The organism is Mesorhizobium sp. WSM4822 (assembly GCF_055811155.1).
In genome coordinates this window covers 212,371-229,300 of the sequence record NZ_JBVVQM010000013.1, presented here as the reverse complement: position 1 = coordinate 229,300, position 16,930 = coordinate 212,371, and the positions used below count along the sequence as shown (strand labels likewise).

General features: G+C 64.1%; 16 protein-coding genes. 9 read left to right on the top strand and 7 right to left on the bottom strand.

Features of this window, described 5'->3' with window-relative positions:
* Window positions 1-135: 135 nt before the first annotated feature.
* Both xylB and AC0L3E_RS27205 read right to left on the bottom strand, forming a co-directional pair.
* The gene (xylB, locus tag AC0L3E_RS27210) at window positions 136-1,590 is read right to left on the bottom strand and encodes a xylulokinase (RefSeq protein WP_128308442.1); all 1,455 of its coding nucleotides are present in this window, start codon (window positions 1,588-1,590) and stop codon (window positions 136-138) included.
* Between the two features lie 82 nt (window positions 1,591-1,672).
* Window positions 1,673-2,995: a tetratricopeptide repeat protein gene (locus AC0L3E_RS27205; protein ID WP_473606037.1), complete on the bottom strand. Its 1,323-nt coding sequence runs from the start codon at window positions 2,993-2,995 to the stop codon at window positions 1,673-1,675.
* A gap of 226 nt (window positions 2,996-3,221) precedes the next feature.
* Between AC0L3E_RS27205 and AC0L3E_RS27200 the strand changes: the two genes are divergently transcribed.
* Window positions 3,222-6,011: an autotransporter family protein gene (locus AC0L3E_RS27200; RefSeq protein WP_473606036.1), complete on the top strand. Its 2,790-nt coding sequence runs from the start codon at window positions 3,222-3,224 to the stop codon at window positions 6,009-6,011.
* 52 nt (window positions 6,012-6,063) lie between these two features.
* On the opposite strand, the gene AC0L3E_RS27195 is transcribed toward AC0L3E_RS27200, so the two are convergent.
* Together AC0L3E_RS27195 and AC0L3E_RS27190 are read right to left on the bottom strand one after the other, a co-directional pair.
* Window positions 6,064-6,687 carry a LysE family translocator gene (locus AC0L3E_RS27195; protein WP_023813669.1) on the bottom strand — a complete coding sequence of 208 codons (624 nt, stop codon included), beginning with the start codon at window positions 6,685-6,687 and terminating at the stop codon, window positions 6,064-6,066.
* A 96-nt stretch (window positions 6,688-6,783) separates the two neighbouring features.
* Window positions 6,784-6,906 carry a hypothetical protein gene (locus AC0L3E_RS27190; protein ID WP_127270199.1) on the bottom strand — a complete coding sequence of 41 codons (123 nt, stop codon included), beginning with the start codon at window positions 6,904-6,906 and terminating at the stop codon, window positions 6,784-6,786.
* 238 nt (window positions 6,907-7,144) lie between these two features.
* Between AC0L3E_RS27190 and AC0L3E_RS27185 the strand changes: the two genes are divergently transcribed.
* From AC0L3E_RS27185 to AC0L3E_RS27150, 8 genes are all read left to right on the top strand, one after another.
* Window positions 7,145-7,912 carry a L,D-transpeptidase gene (locus AC0L3E_RS27185; protein ID WP_127322091.1) on the top strand — a complete coding sequence of 256 codons (768 nt, stop codon included), beginning with the start codon at window positions 7,145-7,147 and terminating at the stop codon, window positions 7,910-7,912.
* A gap of 100 nt (window positions 7,913-8,012) precedes the next feature.
* A complete protein-coding gene (locus tag AC0L3E_RS27180) occupies window positions 8,013-9,179 on the top strand; it encodes a diphosphate--fructose-6-phosphate 1-phosphotransferase (RefSeq protein WP_256746624.1) in 1,167 nt (388 codons plus the stop codon).
* 52 nt (window positions 9,180-9,231) lie between these two features.
* Complete coding sequence (locus AC0L3E_RS27175; RefSeq protein WP_473606035.1) at window positions 9,232-9,951, top strand: MBL fold metallo-hydrolase; 720 nt, start codon at window positions 9,232-9,234, stop codon at window positions 9,949-9,951.
* Window positions 9,952-10,199: 248 nt separating this feature from the next.
* The gene (locus tag AC0L3E_RS27170) at window positions 10,200-11,720 is read left to right on the top strand and encodes a DegQ family serine endoprotease (RefSeq protein ID WP_128308446.1); all 1,521 of its coding nucleotides are present in this window, start codon (window positions 10,200-10,202) and stop codon (window positions 11,718-11,720) included.
* Window positions 11,721-11,870: 150 nt separating this feature from the next.
* Window positions 11,871-12,482, top strand: a complete 612-nt coding sequence (locus AC0L3E_RS27165; RefSeq protein WP_128308447.1) for a sulfite oxidase-like oxidoreductase — start codon at window positions 11,871-11,873, stop codon at window positions 12,480-12,482.
* Entirely contained in the window at window positions 12,479-13,225 is a 747-nt protein-coding gene (locus AC0L3E_RS27160) for an FAD-binding oxidoreductase (protein ID WP_127320468.1), read from the top strand. Before AC0L3E_RS27165 ends, AC0L3E_RS27160 begins: the two co-directional genes overlap by 4 nt.
* A 100-nt stretch (window positions 13,226-13,325) precedes the next feature.
* Entirely contained in the window at window positions 13,326-13,559 is a 234-nt protein-coding gene (locus AC0L3E_RS27155) for an AbrB/MazE/SpoVT family DNA-binding domain-containing protein (protein WP_473606034.1), read from the top strand.
* On the top strand, window positions 13,556-13,960 hold the full coding sequence (locus AC0L3E_RS27150; RefSeq protein ID WP_473606033.1) for a type II toxin-antitoxin system VapC family toxin: 405 nt from the start codon (window positions 13,556-13,558) through the stop codon (window positions 13,958-13,960). The genes AC0L3E_RS27155 and AC0L3E_RS27150 overlap by 4 nt, the downstream gene beginning before the upstream one ends.
* Before the next feature lie 22 nt (window positions 13,961-13,982).
* On the opposite strand, the gene AC0L3E_RS27145 is transcribed toward AC0L3E_RS27150, so the two are convergent.
* The 3 genes from AC0L3E_RS27145 to AC0L3E_RS27135 are packed head-to-tail and all read right to left on the bottom strand — an operon-like array spanning window position 13,983 to window position 16,884.
* Complete coding sequence (locus tag AC0L3E_RS27145) at window positions 13,983-15,458, bottom strand: nucleotidyltransferase family protein (protein WP_473606031.1); 1,476 nt, start codon at window positions 15,456-15,458, stop codon at window positions 13,983-13,985.
* Window positions 15,455-16,132 (bottom strand): glycosyltransferase family 2 protein, encoded by a 678-nt coding sequence (locus AC0L3E_RS27140; protein ID WP_128307306.1) that lies wholly within the window; start codon window positions 16,130-16,132, stop codon window positions 15,455-15,457. Before AC0L3E_RS27140 ends, AC0L3E_RS27145 begins: the two co-directional genes overlap by 4 nt.
* Entirely contained in the window at window positions 16,132-16,884 is a 753-nt protein-coding gene (locus AC0L3E_RS27135; protein ID WP_128307305.1) for a glycosyltransferase family 2 protein, read from the bottom strand. Before AC0L3E_RS27135 ends, AC0L3E_RS27140 begins: the two co-directional genes overlap by 1 nt.
* Window positions 16,885-16,930: the final 46 nt, after the last annotated feature.

Here is a 16,930-nt window from a genome sequence, read left to right as displayed (position 1 = left end):
TGTTTTTTGGGGGCTCCCCCCCCCCCCAAAAAAAAACCCCCCCCCCCCCCCCCAACCACCCCCCCCCCCCCCCCCCCCCCCCCCCGCGGGGGGGCCCCCCCCCCGGCAGGGCAGAGGGGGGCGCCTCGCACTGACTCACGCGGTTACAGCCCTGATTGCCGGGTACAGCGCCCGGTAGCGCTGATAGGCATCGGCATAGGCGCCGCCGAGCGCCGCGTCCGGTTCGATCGTGGCATCGGTCCTCGGTGCCGTACAGATTTCAAGCGGATCGGCACCCGTCGCCGCGATCAGGCCGAGCCGTGCGGCACCAAAGGCGGCGCCGAAATCGCCGTCGGCGGGAATGTCGACAGGCAGTTGAAGCGCGGTGGCAATCGCCTTCAACCAGTAGTGCGAGCGCGAGCCGCCGCCGATCGCCGTCACCCGCGTCAAACTCGTGCCGGCCGTGGCCAGGGCTTCGAGGCTGTCGCGGAAGGCAAAGGCTACACCCTCCAGCACGGCCTGGGTCAGCACGGTACGGCTCGATTCATGCGCCAGCCCGGTGAACGCGCCGCGAATGGCGGCATCATTGTAGGGTGTGCGCTCGCCCGAGAGATAAGGCAGGAAGGACACGCCGCTCGGCGCCTTCAATATATCGCCGAGCTCAGTGGTCAATTCGCCGGCGCTCTTCCCGGTGATTTCGGACAGCCAGTTGAGCGAATCCGTCGCCGACAGGATGACCCCCATCTGGTGCCAGGTGTTCGGCAGGGCGTGGCAGAAGGTGTGAACCGCGCTAGCCGGGTTGGGCAGGTAGGAAGCGTTGGCGGCAAACAGCACGCCCGATGTGCCGAGTGAAACGAAAGCGTGGCCGGCGCCGACCGTGCCCATGCCGCAGGCCGAGGCCGCATTGTCGCCGGCGCCGCCGGCGATCGGAATGCCGGCCTGGACGCCCCACTTCGATGCCAATTCGCTGCGCAGCGCGCCTGCCTTGTGCGTACCCTCGACCAGCGACGGCATCTGCTCCTCGTCGAGCGACGTCGCTGCGAGCAGGTCCGTACTCCAGCGCCGGTTGCCGACATCGAGCCAGGAGGTACCGGCAGAATCCGACATCTCCGAAATGTGTTCGCCCGAAAGCCAGAGCCGCAGGAAATCCTTGGGCAGCAGCACTTTTGCGACCTTGGCGAAGAGAGCGGGTTCGTTGTTTTTCACCCAGGCAAGTTTCGGCGCGGTGAAACCGGGAAAGACGATGTTGCCGGTCAGAGCGCGGAAGCGCGGATCGGCATCGAGGACAGCCGCCTCGGCATGGCTGCGCGTGTCGTTCCACAGGATGCAGGGACGCAGCACCTTGTCGGCGGCGTCGAGCAGCGTGGCGCCATGCATCTGCCCGGACAGGCCAATGCCCTTGACTGCCGCGAGTTCATCCGGATGGGAGGATTTGAGCTCGGCAATTGCGTCTTCGCAGGCCCGGATCCAGTGCTCGGGATTCTGTTCCGACCAGCCGGGATGCGGCCGTGAAACATCAAGCGAACCATGGCCGGAACCGATGACGGTTTGCCCGGCATCGATCAGCAGCGCCTTGACGCCCGACGTTCCGAGATCGAGGCCCAGATACATGTCTTCCTCCCACGCCAGTTAATTTTTTCGGGTCTCGAAAAAATCTGACTTGGCCAGTTTTTAAAACAAGATCCGCTTCGGGTCAATTCTCCGACAAATCGGCGGCGCGTCGCACAAACAGCGCTGACAGCGGACTGTCGGGCCGCGCCATCGAACGCTCGGCCGTGAGCGCCCTGGCCAGCGCACCGTCACCGGCGCGCAACGCTGCCTCGATCAGCGTCAGGTCGATAACATCGCGCTGGGCGTGGCTGCCGCCGAAGCGATGGGAGATCGATCGGATCGGCCGGATCAGGCGCACGGTCTCGGCGTAATTGCCCTCACCGAATGCCTTGACGGCGAGCGTCAGCGGATGGCCGACATCCCGCGTGAAAGCCGCATTGTCGTCGCTGCCACGCATGGCCTCGCGCTGAGCCTCAAGCAAAGCGAGGGCCGGCGCATCTAACCCTGCACCGACAAAGGCCATCATCGCGTGGGCATCGTTGAAGGCATAATTGCCGGCGCCGGCCTTATGCCAATTGGCGGCGAGCGCCGCCCAGCGGTCGCCGACAGCGACGCCGCCGAGGGCGAGCCGCCACAGGACTGCCGAGGCATCGACCATGTTGAGCGCCATCGTCGATTGCACGCTGTAGATGGGGCCGTCATAGAGGGCCAGCACCGCGTCGGTCTCGCCGAGATCATAGTGGAACAGCGCCAGGTGCCACCAATTGTGGACCTGCAGGAAACTCTCCCTTGTCCACGCTTCCGGGTTGGCCTGCATCCAGGCGATGCCATCCCTTTGCCGGCTCTGCATCTCCATAACATGGGCGACGGCATGCTGCGCCCAGCCGTCGCGCGGCTCGATGTCGACCGCCGCGCGGCCAAGCTGCTCGGCCCTGACATAGTCACCCATTTCCTCCAGCCCGAAGGCGTGCATGCCGAGCATGGCGTGGTAGCCGGGCATGCCGCTTTGCCAGGACGGCAGGGCGCGTGCGATGCGGTCGCGCAGCATGCGTGCATTGCCGGTGAAGAAATCGATCTGGTGGCCGACCTGCAGCGCCAGCCCGTCGCGCGGGGTCTCGATGGCGATGTCCTCGAGAATGCGGCTGGCTTGATGCCAGCGTCCGTTGGCGAGATGACCCAGGGCTGTGACATGCGCCCGCTCGCGCGTGGTCGCGGCAAGCGGCAGTGACGCCTCATGGCAAGCCTTGGCCACCGCTGTCGCCTCCCGCTCGGTGGCGAGGCCGAACAGATAGCCCTTGAAGACATGCGCCATGACGAAGCCGGGATCTTCCGCGATGGCGTGGTCGATGGACGCCACGGGATCGCCGATGAAGCACTGCAGTTCGCGCACTGCCTGGCTGTAGGGGGCGAACCCCGCCTCCGTTGCACCCGAAAGCGTCAGGCCGAATGCGTCCCTGGTTGCCATGCGATGTCCTTTCATCGATCCGTGACAGGGCCTCGATCCTTCGGCCCAAACCGATCCTAAAGCATGGGCCACGGACACGCCAACCGCGCGCTACGCCAGATCATTTCAGTAGTCTTTGCAGTTTAGCAACCATGCGGGGCAGATTAGGCTTTGTAAAATCGAATGAATTGTGTCTTCATTACGGCGACTGGCGGGGGCTGGAAATCGCGAATCGAGAGGGGACGCGATGTGGCATATGAAGAACTCGCTTCCGAACAGTCGTTCGGAGGATGCGCAGGTGACAGTTGCTTCGCCACGGCGAAAGCCGCATCCGCTACACCCTTGGCTTATTAGAATCCTCTCAACTACGGCCTTTGCGTTGCTGCCCAATTCAGCTGCGTTTGCCGCATGCGTGCTGGGCCCAATCGCCGGAAATACCGTCTACACCTGCGATAGCGGCGACTCGGGCGGCAGCCTCACCGATGCCGATGGCGATAACACGCTGAATTTTCCCGCCGGCGGCACCGGGCAGATATCAGGCAACGTTACCTTTGGTGTCGGCACGGACCGCATCGACATGCAGTCCGGCACCATCACCGGCACCGTCGATCAGGGTGGCGGCACGGATTTTTTCACCATTGGCGCGGGGACCGTCGCCGGCAATGTCCAGCAGGGCGCCGGCATCGACGACTTCAACATGAGCGGCGGCCAGATCGGCTCGCTCAACCAGGGCGACGGCCTCGACACCTTCACCATGACCGGCGGCCGCATCGTCGATTTCTTCGACGATGGCGACCGCGCCGTGATGACCGGTGGCCGCATCGGCCGCGTCAACATGAAGCTCGACCAGAATTACTTCAACATGTCCGGCGGCACCATCGACCGCAACCTCGTCACCGGCTTCGACAAGGACACGATCATCCTCTCGGGCGGCACCATCGGCGGCAACATCAGCGTCAGCGGCGGCAATGACAGCGTCACGATTACCGGGGGCACGGTCGGTGGCGATATACTGATGAGCTTTGGCGCCGACAATTTCGTCTGGGACAGTGGCGGCATCATCTATGGCTCCGTCGATCTCGGCGGCGATAACGACACCGCCAGGCTCAGCAACCTCACCAACGCCAATCTCGGTGCCACGGATGCCATATCAGGCGGCCTCGGTACCGACGCGCTGACACTGGACAACGTCAAACTGGATGGGGTCAGCCGGCTCCAGAACTGGGAAAGCATCGACGCCACCAACGACACCGAACTGACGATGGACAGCAATCTGGTGCTCGGCGATAGCGGCACCGGCACAGGTTCGCTCAGTGTCGATGCCGCAAGCACGCTCTATGGCGGCGGCTTCAATGCGGCGATCCAGGCGTTTTCGGCAGGCCAGTTGGCGCAGGTCACCAATGCCGGCCGCATCGACCTGACCAATGGCAGCACCGGCGCCACCGACAGCCTGACGATTTCGGGCAATTATGTCGGGCTGGGGGGCCTGCTGCTTATCCAGACCGAGCTCGGTGACGATTCCTCCGCATCCGACAAGTTGGTCCTGTCGAGCGGAACGGCTTCCGGTTCGACCGGCATCTCCGTGGTCAATCTCGGCGGCGCGGGGGCTGCGACCACGCAGGACGGCATCATGGTCGTCCAGGCAATCAACGGCGCCACCTCGGGCGCCACGACATTCGCGCTCGACGCCCCGGTCGCCGCCGGTGCCTTTGAATATTACCTGTTCAAGGGCGGCGTCAGTGCCGGCAGCGAGGAGAACTGGTACCTGCGCTCGACGCTGAACACGCCGGCCCCTCCGGCCGCCGCCCCGCCGGCGCTGGAACCTACTGCGCCGCCGGAACCAGAGCCGCCGGCGGCCGAACCGCCGCCGCCGCCGCCTTCCGAGCTGCCGCCGACGCCGCCTCCGACCGAGGGCGACATCAACAACCCGCCGGTCGATCCGACACCGCCGGTGCAGGCCGCCGATCCGGAGCCCGAGCCGCCGCCGGCACCACCGCCGGCACCAGTTGCGGATCCGCCCCCTCCGCCGCCGGTTGTGCCAACGGATGTGCCTGACCTGCCGACACCGGCGGCGGGCGAGGAGATCCTGCTCTATCGCATCGAGGTTCCGGTCTATTCCGCCTTGCCCCCGGTCGCCGAACATCTGGCGATGACGACGCTCGGCACCTTCCACGAACGGCGCGGCGAGCAGAGCCTGTTGTCGAACACCGAGCTGTCGCCGGTCTGGGGCCGCATCTTCGGCCAGGACAGCAAGATGGCGTATTCAGGAACGGTATCGCCGTCCTTCGACGGCACCCTGTTCGGCCTCCAGGCGGGCTTCGATCTGTTCGGCCGCGAAACCGCGTCGGGCCAGACCGATCGCGCCGGCCTGTTCGTCGCCTATGCCAGCATGAATGGCGACGTGCGCGGCCAGGCGCTGGGCTGGGACAATCTGTCCGTCGGCAGCATGGATATCAACGGCACCAGCGTCGGCGGCTACTGGACCCGGATCGGTCAGGGTGGCTGGTACCTGGACGGCGTCCTCATGGCCACCTTCTTCGGCGGAGACGCAACATCATCGCGCGGCATCGGCATCGACGTCGGTGGGACCGGTGTCACCGCTTCGCTGGAAGGCGGCTATCCCATCGCGCTGGGGCAAGGCTGGACGCTTGAACCGCAGGCGCAACTGGTCTGGCAGCAACTGTCGCTCGACGATGCATCGGACCGCTTTGCTTCGGTTTCCTTTGATACCGACGGCAACGTGACCGGCCGGCTCGGCGCACGGCTGCAAGGCGAAACAACGATCAATGGCATGGCGCTGCAGCCGTACCTCAAGGCCAACATCTGGCACGATTTCGGCGGCACGAGCCATGTCAATTTCGACACCACCGATATCTCCACCGAGGGCAGATCGACCTCGTTCGAGTTCGGTGGCGGTGTGATCGCCAAGGTGACGGACAAGGTCAGCATCTTCGCCACCGGCGACTACACCACCAATCTCGGCGGCGACGAGCGTCGGATCCTCGAAGGCAATCTTGGGTTCAGCGTCAAATGGTAAGGCTGGCCATGATCCCGAAAAACAGTTTCGGAGTCATGGTCAGACAGAGAGCCTAATTGCTGGAGCGCATCGCCACCGTGGCGATGCCGGCGCCGACCAGCAGCGTGCCGCCGGTGCGGTTGAAGATGCGGATCGCCTTGGGATTGCGCACCACGTTGCGTGCGCGTGAGGCGATCAGCGCATAGCCGAAGGCATTGGCGAAGGCGAGCGCCAGGAAGGTCGTCTCGAAGATCAGCATCTGCGTCCAGAAATCGGCGTGCCGGTCGAGGAACTGCGGCAGGAAGGCGACGAAGAAGGTGATGCTTTTCGGGTTGAGCGCGGTGACCAGCCAGGCGTGCGCCATCATCTTGGCCGAGGAGACCGCGTCGGTGCGCGGTTCGGCTTTCAGCGCGCCGCCGGCGCGAAACAGTTTCACGCCGAGATAGATCAGATAGCCGGCGCCGATCAGCTTCAGGATGGTGAAGACGGTCGCCGACGCGGCCAGCAGTGCGCCGATGCCCAGCATCGACAAGGTCATCGCGGTGAAATCCCCCAGCGCCACGCCGACGGCCATCGGCAGAGCGGTACGCCAGCCCTGGCCCAGCGCGTAGGACACGACGAGAAGGATGGTCGGCCCCGGAATGATGAGGAGGATCGTCGACGCGGCGGCGAAGGCGGCCCAGTTTTCGAAGGACATGCTCGTCTCCCTTGAGCTTAAAGAAGAGGATAAATCCTTAGGCCCAGGAGAATGTAAAGAGGCGATTTCCCTGACTGCGCCAGCGGCAGATCGGTGTCAGTTCGCGCCGCTCAGCGTGCTCACGATATCGGCCAGGCTGACATTGGCACCGAGAACGGTTGCCGCCGCGACAATGGCAGCGGCAAAAAGCTTGATGTCGGTTTTTAAGATCTTGCACATGGAGGCCCCTCGCTGATGGTTCGAGGAGTAGGAAACGCCGGCGCCGGGAATATGACCCGACCGAGGTCTTTTTGTGCAGCAGCCTTCGTTCAAGCCCAGGCAAGAAGGTCGGACATCGTCAAGGCCATGCGCAAATGCAGGCTATGCAAGGTCTTCACGCTTTATCAACCATGAATGATGAAAATGCCCGCTATCCGGCCGGACCGTGCTTCCCGCCGACAGCGTAGGGTCTGGGTATATGCGTGAGTTGCCGCAAGGTCTGACGCCGCCGCGAAATGGCGACGCAATCGAAACCGATCATCATCTTTCCCGCCGCGCCATCCTGTCCGGGGCAGGGGCGCTCGCGCTGCTGAGCGCCGCCGGTTGCTCGACCTCGGGCTTGGGTCTGCCGGCGCTCGAGCTCGACGACGTCACCACGGGTTCCGTGCGGCCGATCCGGCCAAGCATCAGCGTCGACAAGAACATCACCAGCCCCGGCGTCATGTATGCCGGGCTGACCGACGGCGGCTTCAACGTGCCGGAAGTGCCATATCTGAAGGTCAAGCCGGAATTCCGCCGCCAGATCGTCGTCGACACGACAGGCGAGGCGCCCGGCACCATCGTCGTCCATCTCAAGGAGCGCATGCTCTATCTCGTCCAGCCGGGTGGCGACGCCATTCGCTACGGCGTCGGCATCGGCAAGGATGGCTTCCGCTGGTCGGGTCGCGCCAACATCCAGTACGGCAGGGAATGGCCGACCTGGACGCCTCCGCCGGAGATGATTGCCCGCAAGCCTGAACTGGTGAAATGGCAAGCCGGACAGCCCGGCGGCCTCACCAATCCGCTCGGCGCGCGTGCCCTCTACATCTACCAGGACGGCAAGGACACCGGCTATCGCATCCACGGCTCGCCCGAATGGTGGAGCATCGGCCAGGCGATGTCGTCGGGCTGCGTGCGCCTGATCAACCAGGACATCATCGACCTCTACAGCCGCGTCTCCAAAAAAAATCCGGTCGTCGTCGTCTGACGCTTATGCGGCGTGTTGGCGCCGCTCGAAACTCCCGTTGCGCGATGCAGCAAGACAGGCCAAGGTGCCTTGAAAACCATCGCGCCGGGAGAAATCAAGCATGGCTGGAACGTTTGTCATCGCGCAGGGCGGCGGCCCAACCGCCGTCATCAACCAGACGGTTGTCGGGGCGACACTGGAGATCCGCAAGCGGCATCCAGGTGCCAAGGTGCTGGGCTCCATCCATGGTGTGCGCGGCATCCGTGACGGCAATTATGTCGACCTTTCCGCCATCCCCGAGGACCGGCTGCGGCTGATTGCCGGCACGCCGAGCGCCGCCCTCGGCTCGACCCGCGACAAGCCCGACGCCGCCTATTGCGATGTCATCCTCAACGGCCTGAAGAAGTCCGGCGCCGACGCCTTCATCTATATCGGCGGCAACGACACGTCGGGTACCCAGCAGATTCTGACCGATGCCGCCGGCGGCTCAATTGCCTTCGTCCATGCGCCAAAAACCATCGACAATGATCTCGAGGAAAACGATCACACGCCGGGCTTCATTTCGGCGGCCGAGTTCGTCGCCGGCGCCTTCCTGTCCGTCGATCTCGATTTTCGTGCGCTGCCCGGCATCTATGTCGGCATCGTCATGGGCCGGCATGCGGGCTTCCTGACCGCGGCCGCGGCCGCCTGGCAGCTCGACCCCGACAGCGGCCCACACCTCGTCTACGTGCCCGAGCGCCCATTCTCAGCCGCCGGCTTCATCGACGACGTGCGTGCCACGCTCGATCGCCACAAGCGCTGCATCGTCGCCGTTTCGGAAGGGGTCAGCACCGCCGACGGCAAGGCGTTGGTCGAAAGCCTGGTGCCGCCGGACAAGCTCGAGCGCGACGCGCACGGCAACGTCAAGCTGTCGGGCAGCGACCTGCCGGCCGCACTCGAGCGCGCGTTGGCGGAAGGCCTGCCGGGCAAGCGGGCCCGCGTCGATGCGCTCGGCTACATGCCGCGCGGCTATATCGGCGCCATCAGCGCGGTCGACGCGCAGGAGGCGTTCGATGCCGGCGCTTTCGCCGTCACCGTCGCCGAACAGGGCGGCGGCTCGGTGGCTTTGCAATATGACGGCACCAGAACGGTGCTGAAGAAAGTGCCGCTCAAGAACGTCGCCGGCAAGACACGCCACATGCCGGACGATTTCATGAAGCCCGATGTCAATCAGCTGTCGGATGCCGGCATGGCCTATCTCAAGCGGCTGGTGCCGGAAAAGTACAAGGTCGGGAAGCCCTTCGTCTGATGCCCGGCTCGCTTCTCATGCCGGGCTCACACTTGATGCCGGCTCACAGGTGATGCCCGACTGGTTCAGCAGGAGCGTCGTCGACGACAAGACGACGATGCTGACCGAGCCCTTCGTCCATGCCTATGTTCGGGCCAATATCTGGCATCTGCGCGGTCGCGATGCCGATTTGCTGGTCGACACCGGCATGGGCATCTGTCCGCTGGCGCCGCAGATCGAGACGGCGGAGGGCAAGCCGCTGCTGGTCGTTGCCACCCACATCCATCTCGACCATGTCGGCTCGCTGCATGAATTCCCGTTGCGGGCCGGGCCAAGGATGAGCGCGGCCCGGTTCGAGACCATGGATGAGGCCGCGACCTACGCCTACATGTTCCATGACCTCGACGGTGCCGTCTCGAAACTGCCGGCGCCCGGATGGAAGTCGGCCGACTACAGGATCCCGCCCGCGCCGTTGACGCGAACCCTGGACGAGGGCGATGTCGTCGATCTTAGCGACCGGCAATTTCGCGTGCTGCATTTGCCGGGCCATTCACCGGATTCGATCGCGCTGTTCGACGAGGTCGACGGCCTGTTCTTCAGCGGCGATGCCATCTACGACGCCATGCTGATCGACGACCTGCCGGATTCCGACCGAGCCGCCTATGTCAGCACGATGCGGCGCCTGCTCGACCTGCCGATCCGCATCGGTCATGGTGGACACGGACCGAGCTTCGACGGCAAGCGCATGCGCGAGATTGCCACGGCCTATCTCGAGCGAAGCGCCGGTGGCTGAGGCTCCAGCGAGACAGCAAGGTGCCGCCCGACGACTTTGCGGCCCTGCCGCCGTGCGGATATTAAATCTTCGTAAGGTCGCCCTAAAACCCTAAATCGGGCCAATCCGCGCCCTAGATGCAAGGCCGTCGATCCGGTTGGCTGCCATGTAGGCGAGACGGGCAATTGCGACCTCGACACGCCGATGACCGATTTCCCCGCACGGGAGAGGCCACGGCGCTGGATCAACTCTCGCCCGGACAAACGACCATGTCAGATATCCTTCGTAGGCATCGCGTCGCGGCCTTGCTGGGCGCTGCGCTGATCATATCCCCCTTCGTCATGTCTTTCGCCCAAGGCGAGGGCAACACCATTCCGACAACCCAGACGCCTGTCGCCGGCATCACCGCGCCCAATGGCTCGTTCGCACCCATCGTTGCCGCCGACAAGCCGGCGGTGGTGACGGTCACCACCGTCATGAAGGCACAACCTGAAACGATGAGCGATGCATCTCCTTTCGACGGCGGCTCGCCCTTCGATGACTATTTCCGCCAGTTCTTCGGTGACCAGGGCATGCCGACGCCCAAGACGCCGCCACAACAGCAACCGCAGCGCGCCGAGGCGCTGGGTTCCGGCTTCATCGTCGGCGCGGATGGCACCGTCGTCACCAACAATCACGTCATCGATGGTGCCTCTTCGATCAAGGTGACGCTCGACGACGGCACCGAACTTCCGGCCAAGCTTGTCGGCCGCGATGCCAAGAACGATCTCGCCGTACTCAAGATTAAGTCGGACAAACCCCTGCCGACCGTCAAATGGGGTGATTCCGACAAGCTCATGCCAGGCGACCAGGTGCTGGCCTTCGGCAACCCGTTCGGCATCGGCACCACCGTCACGGCAGGTATCGTCTCGGCGCGCGGCCGTGACCTGCATAGCGGCCCGTTCGACGATTTCATCCAGATCGACGCGCCGATCAACCACGGCAATTCCGGCGGCCCGCTGGTGGATATCGCCGGCAATGTCGTCGGCATCAACACGGCAATCTATTCACCCAATGGCGGCAGCGTCGGCGTCGGCTTTGCCATTCCATCGGATCAGGCCCAGAAGGTGGTCGCCAAGTTGATGAAGGGCGGCTCCATCCAGTACGGCTATCTCGGCGTTCAGATCCAGGAGGTGACACCGGATGTCGCGAGCGCCATCGGGCTCGACCATTCCGGCGGCGCGCTGGTTTCAGAGGTCAACGACGGTTCGCCGGCGGCAAGGGCCGGCATCGAGACGGGTGACGTCATCACCAGCTTTGCCGGGCAGGACGTGAAGGATCCCAAGGACCTGTCGCGGGCGGTCGCCGATGTCGCGCCGGGCGCCAGGGAAACGGTCGATGTCTGGCGCAAGGGCAAGCCGATGCGGATTTCCGTCGATGTCGGCCAAAACAGCGCCGATGCGAAGACCGCGTCGCTGGACGACGGGTCCGACGCGCCGAGCGCCGGGCGCGCTCCCGCGATAGGACTCGGTTTGATGGATATAACGCCCGACATTCGCCAGCAGATGAACCTAGCCGGCAAGCAGCACGGCGCGGTGGTTGCCAGCGTCAACCCCGACAAAGCGGCCGCCGCTTCCGGAATTCAGGCCGGCGACATCATCGTTGCCGTCAATCAGGTGCCGGTCAAGAATGCCAGGCAGGTAACGCAGGCGATCGCCTTGGCCGGCAAGTCCGGCAGGAAATCGGTGCTCTTGCTGGTCGAGCGTGGCGACGCTCAAATGTACATCGCGGTGCCTTTTGCCAGTGGCTGAGAACTGGCGTTGACGTGAACATGGGACCGGCAGGTCCATCGGTGACGGTCCCGCCGGTCTCCGCCCCGCAAGATTTAGGTTGCCCGTCACGACATCTTCGAGAACATTGCGTCAGGCCGATAGTGGCCTGATTGCATGGGGATTGCCGCTATGGTCACCCGAGGTTTCTCTTCAGGACGGCGCCCGCCAGACGATGGCGATGCCCGCATCCCGCCAGGCCAATATCTGGAACAGGGTTTCCCGGTGCTGTCGGCCGGTCCGACGCCGCGCGTGCGTACCGAGGATTGGTCTTTCACGCTGAAACATGGGCCACGCCCGATCAAGAAATGGAACTGGACCGAGTTCAACGCGCTGCCGATGACCAAGATGACACGCGATATCCATTGCGTGACAGCATGGACCAAGTTCGACACGCCGTGGCAGGGCGTGCTGGTCGACGATATCCTTGCCGATGCGGGTGTGGAGCCGCCGACCGGCTTCATGCTGGCGCACGCGTTCGACGGCTACACCACCAACGTGCCGGTCAAGGACCTCACCGCCGGCAAGGCCATGGTGGCGCTGCTCTACGAAGGCAAGCCGATCACACCGGACCATGGCGGCCCGGCAAGGCTGCTGGTGCCGCATCTTTATTTCTGGAAGTCGGCCAAATGGTTGAACGGCCTGCAATTCACCACGCGAGACGAGCCCGGTTTCTGGGAATTGCGCGGCTACCATATCTATGGCGACCCATGGCGCGAGCAGCGCTACACGGACGATCCATGAGCGATGCGGCGGCAGTGCAGTCGCCCTGGCAAACAGCCGGCATCGTCCGCATCGAAAAGCGCACGCCGCGTGTCACCAGCTTCTTTTTCCAGCCTTCTCGGCCCTTCGCCTATCGCGCCGGGCAGCATGTCGACGTCAGGCTGACGGCGCCGGACGGCTATCAGGCGCGCCGCTCCTATTCCATCGCCTCCGCGCCCGAAACGAGCGGCGCAATCGAACTGGCGATCGAAAAACTCGACGATGGCGAGGTCTCGCCCTTCTTCCACGAGGTCGCGGCAGTGGGCGATGAAATCGAACTGCGCGGGCCGCTTGGCGGGCATTTCGTCTGGCCGGAGGATGAGAGTGGACCGCTTGTTCTGGTCGGCGGCGGTTCGGGCGTCGTGCCCTTGATGTCGATGCTCCGCCACCGCGCCGCGCGCAATTCAGCGGTGCCCGTCGTCCTGGTCTTTTCGGTCCGGGTCTGGGACGAAGTGATCTTTCGTCACGAGTTGATCGCCCTCGACGAACGCCAGGACGGCTTCGACCTGATGCTGACACTGACGCGCGAAGCCGCACGCCGTCCAGCCGACTATGCGCGGCGGGTAGACGTCGCGATGATGGTTCAAGCCATGACGCGGCTGCCGGAGCCGCCTGGCATCGCCTTCGTCTGCGGCTCCAACGCCTTCGTTTCCGCGGCCGCCCAAGCGCTGATCGATGCCGGCGTTGCAGCGGAAATCATTCGCACCGAACGCTACGGAGTTTGAACGGACTCTGGCGGTTCGGTCGAGACACGATGCTTCAAGCCTTGAAAATCGACCGATGAGGTAATACCTTGTCGGAATATGGTATTACCAAGGAGTGAAGATGGCCACCACCGTCACGGCAAAGGGACAAGTGACCATTCCCAAACCCGTCCGCGACCTCCTGGGGATCGTCCCGGGCAGCAGAGTCGATTTCCGGCGCGCCGCCGATGGCAGCGTGGTGTTGGCTCGGGTTGACAGAAAGCCGCCTGCGAGCCGCTTCGCCAATCTGCGCGGCCATGCCGGCGAGGGGCTCACGACCGAGGCGATCATGGCGCTGACGCGTGGCGAAGCATGACGTTCGTCGACACCAACGTTCTGCTCGACCTTGTCACGGACGACCCCAACTGGGCGGACTGGTCGATCGCGCAACTCGAGGCGGCGAGCCTCGATGGTCCATTGTTGATCAATGATGCGGTCTATGCCGAACTTGCCGTTCGCTACATCGGCATCGAGGATCTCGACGCATTTCTGGATGCGGCCGGTCTCGAAATGACTCCGATGCCAAGAGCTGCGCTTTTCCTAGCTGGAAAGGTATTTACGCAATACCGCCGATCGGGAGGATCGAGGACCGGCGTCATGCCTGACTTCTTCATCGGCGCCCATGCCGCCGTCGCCAGGCTTCCGCTTCTGACCCGTGATGTCGGTCGCTACCAGACCTATTTTCCATCCTTGAGGCTGATCACTCCGGACCCCTGATAGCTGCCGGATGGACCTTCCTTCAGCCGACCGGTGAGAAATCCGCCGACAGCAACTGGAAAGGCAAGGCGCCATAGGCGGCCACCGTGGCCGCGTCGTTCCACTCGCGAAACTGTCGCGATGGTCGCGCCTCGAGCGTCAAGGCAACTCGCGCGCCGTCGAGCGTCACCTTGCCGCGAAAGTGCAGCACGCGTTCCCTGCCGGATCGGCTGATAGCCATGGCGCGCAGGCGGGCAATATGCTCGCCACCGTCATTGATCTCCATCTCGATGCGGCGCCGGACCGGCGGAACGCCGATCCTGACGGTGATTTCGAGCATCATGTCGCCGGTCGTTTGCGGACAGGCGATGGCCTGCGAAAACACCAAAGGCGCCGATGCTGCTTGAGGCTTGCGCGCGGCCGATCTGCCGCGCCAAGGTGTGGCGGGCGGCTCCTGCTGCAACCGGCCCTTCTTCCGCTTCAGGCGCAACTGCTTGGCAAGCCCGCGCGATAGCCAGACCAGGCCGCCGAAATCCGTGCGCGGCTTGGCTTGCAGAACCGACGACCAACGCGACAGGCCAACCCCGTCGGCCATGTCCAAGATTCTGGCCATTGTCGGTTCCGGCACCGGAATGCCGATCTCGAACGTTAGATAGGATAACGCCACCGCCGCTGGAACCGCCAGGCCGCGTCTGCCGACGATGTCGAGGAACGTGTCCCAATCGACGTCTTCGCCATGGATGGCGACCGCGCAGTCGACAAGCCAGTCGCTGTGGGTGTGGGCGTCGAGGCCGCCATGGGCGATGGCCAGGGCCATGCGATCGGACGGCGACGGCACGAAGACCGCGACGCCGCTGAATTGTGCCGGGACCGCCCGTTGCCAGATCGCCAGGTCGTCTTCCGCGCTCGTCTGCGACCCGTCATAGCCGAGCTGGTGCAGGTCGATGTCACCGAAACGGCCCTTGAAGAAGTTCATCGACCGCAGCGACGCCAACCGGGTTCGCAGATATTGCGCGCTGACGCCCGAGGCGATCTGCCAGTCGCGATCGCGCAAGATGTCGAAGACAGCAGCCATGTCGCGCGGGCGCACCAATATGTCGATATCATGCGCCACCCGGCCACGCTGCGCCGACGCGTTCAAGGCAATGCGGCTGGCGCCCTTTATCAGCATGATGTCGGCGCCGCCGTCGGCCATCGCCTTCAGCGCCGGCTCGGCCTCGCGCATCGCCATGCGCGACTTCGTCCACAGCATCTTCTGCAGGCCGACGAGGCGCGGATGGGCGGCATGCCCGGCCAGCTTCCTGCCGAACCTGTCGGAGATGGCGGCGAGCAGGCGATGTTCTCGAAACGAGACGAGATCGATGTCGTTCTCGTCCAGCCAGCGCGCGGCACAGGCAGCGGCTGCGTCCTCATCGGAGAGCAGCGCCGCCTTCAGCAACAGGTCCAGCTGGCCGGTGGGCCACGACCAGCCATAGTCCGGGAAGCGGCGGCCGATGCGGCGAACGGGCGTGGCGTTCAACTGGAACCTGCCTTGTTCTGGGCTCGCCGCTGCATGGCGAGCCTTGCGACCTGGAGGTAGCCCCGGTCGCGTGCCGGATCGCGGCCGTAGGAAAGGCTGCCCGGACGGATGCGGCGCAATGCAAGCACGTCGTCGAGCATGGCAAGGGCAAAGCCTGCCTCACGAACCCGGGCGATCCAGTCGATCATCTCGCCGCGACCGCCTGGTGGGTCGATGATGGGACCGACGCTCTGCACCACCTCTTGGCGGATCATCATCGTCGTGCGCGACCAGCCAGCTCCACTGGTCGCATCGGGCAAATCGGGGCTGTCGCCGCGAAACGTCCGCCAATGCGTAAAGACGCCCGTTGTCCCGGGATGACGGTCGAGATGGACCAGCTGCTTTTCGATCTTGTCCGCCAACCACAAATCGTCGGCATCGAGCGTCGCGATGAGCGGCGTCGAGAGTGCCGCAATGCCACGGGTCGTTGCGCTGCCAGGTCCGGCATTGTCCTGTCGCAGCACAGTCACCGGCAGGTTCATCGCATCGATCACCGCAACCGTATCGTCGGTCGAACCGTCATCGACCACGACGATGGCGTCCGCCCTTGCCGTCTGGGCCAGGACGGAGTTCAGGGCCGCGCCGATGGTGGCGGCCGCGTTGAAAGCCGGAATGACGACGCCGTAGGCTGCCATCAAAGGAATCGCCACTGCGCGAGATCCTTGAAGTCGAAGATCCCCTCCACCCGGCGCAAGTTGGGGTCGGCCCTGCGACGCTTCATCGACTTGTGAATGGCGCGCATGAACTCGCGAAAGGGCACATCGGCTTCCTTGGTCATGTTGCCGGGATGACGTCTGTAGTAGAGAGCCACCGTATCGGGCATAACGTATTTTGTCTGGCTCTCAAAGATACGCAAAAGATAGTCGGTGTCCTCGGCCTGTTTGAAATCCTCGTCGAAACCTCCGGTGCGCTCGATGAGGTTTCGCGCAAAGATCCCGGCGGACAGGTGGATCCCTCGCACGGTGATGGAGTGGCTGTCGGCGGCCGGTTCCAGCGTCTCGCCATCTATCTTGTCGACCAACGTCATGCGCGAATAGGTCAGGTCCAGGCCAGGATCTTCTCCGAAGCAGGCGAGATCCGCCTTGAAGCGCCCTGTCGGGGAGATGTCGTCCGAATCGAGAAACGACACCAGGCCGGTCTGCGGCAGCAACTGCTTCAGCCCGGCATTGCGCGCCTTTGTGACGCCGCCATTGCTCTGCTGGAAAAGACGAATGCACGGGGCCTCGTCGATCAACGACCGTACGACGGCTGCCGAACCATCGGTCGACCCATCGTCGATGACGATGATGTCGAGATCGATGTCTTCGCGCTGCCTGAGCAGCGAGCGCAGCGCGAGGCCAACGAATTGTTCGCGATTGTAGACCGGCATGATGACGCTCAGCTTCATGGGCGTCTCCGGCAGCATTCCGGGCTTGGCTGATCCGACTTGATTG

What these genes read in the sequence shown, in the direction of transcription:
- AC0L3E_RS27170 (WP_128308446.1), top strand. Translation starts at nt 10,200, where the DNA reads ATGTCAGATATCCTTCGTAGGCATCGCGTCGCGGCCTTGCTGGGCGCT.
- AC0L3E_RS27180 (WP_256746624.1), top strand. Translation starts at nt 8,013, where the DNA reads ATGGCTGGAACGTTTGTCATCGCGCAGGGCGGCGGCCCAACCGCCGTC.
- AC0L3E_RS27185 (WP_127322091.1), top strand. Translation starts at nt 7,145, where the DNA reads ATGCGTGAGTTGCCGCAAGGTCTGACGCCGCCGCGAAATGGCGACGCA.
- AC0L3E_RS27195 (WP_023813669.1), bottom strand. Translation starts at nt 6,687, where the DNA reads ATGTCCTTCGAAAACTGGGCCGCCTTCGCCGCCGCGTCGACGATCCTC.
- AC0L3E_RS27140 (WP_128307306.1), bottom strand. Translation starts at nt 16,132, where the DNA reads ATGGCAGCCTACGGCGTCGTCATTCCGGCTTTCAACGCGGCCGCCACC.
- AC0L3E_RS27160 (WP_127320468.1), top strand. Translation starts at nt 12,479, where the DNA reads ATGAGCGATGCGGCGGCAGTGCAGTCGCCCTGGCAAACAGCCGGCATC.
- xylB (WP_128308442.1), bottom strand. Translation starts at nt 1,590, where the DNA reads ATGTATCTGGGCCTCGATCTCGGAACGTCGGGCGTCAAGGCGCTGCTG.
- AC0L3E_RS27200 (WP_473606036.1), top strand. Translation starts at nt 3,222, where the DNA reads ATGTGGCATATGAAGAACTCGCTTCCGAACAGTCGTTCGGAGGATGCG.
- AC0L3E_RS27175 (WP_473606035.1), top strand. Translation starts at nt 9,232, where the DNA reads ATGCCCGACTGGTTCAGCAGGAGCGTCGTCGACGACAAGACGACGATG.
- AC0L3E_RS27190 (WP_127270199.1), bottom strand. Translation starts at nt 6,906, where the DNA reads ATGTGCAAGATCTTAAAAACCGACATCAAGCTTTTTGCCGCTGCCATT.
- AC0L3E_RS27205 (WP_473606037.1), bottom strand. Translation starts at nt 2,995, where the DNA reads ATGGCAACCAGGGACGCATTCGGCCTGACGCTTTCGGGTGCAACGGAG.
- AC0L3E_RS27150 (WP_473606033.1), top strand. Translation starts at nt 13,556, where the DNA reads ATGACGTTCGTCGACACCAACGTTCTGCTCGACCTTGTCACGGACGAC.
- AC0L3E_RS27135 (WP_128307305.1), bottom strand. Translation starts at nt 16,884, where the DNA reads ATGAAGCTGAGCGTCATCATGCCGGTCTACAATCGCGAACAATTCGTT.
- AC0L3E_RS27165 (WP_128308447.1), top strand. Translation starts at nt 11,871, where the DNA reads ATGGTCACCCGAGGTTTCTCTTCAGGACGGCGCCCGCCAGACGATGGC.
- AC0L3E_RS27155 (WP_473606034.1), top strand. Translation starts at nt 13,326, where the DNA reads ATGGCCACCACCGTCACGGCAAAGGGACAAGTGACCATTCCCAAACCC.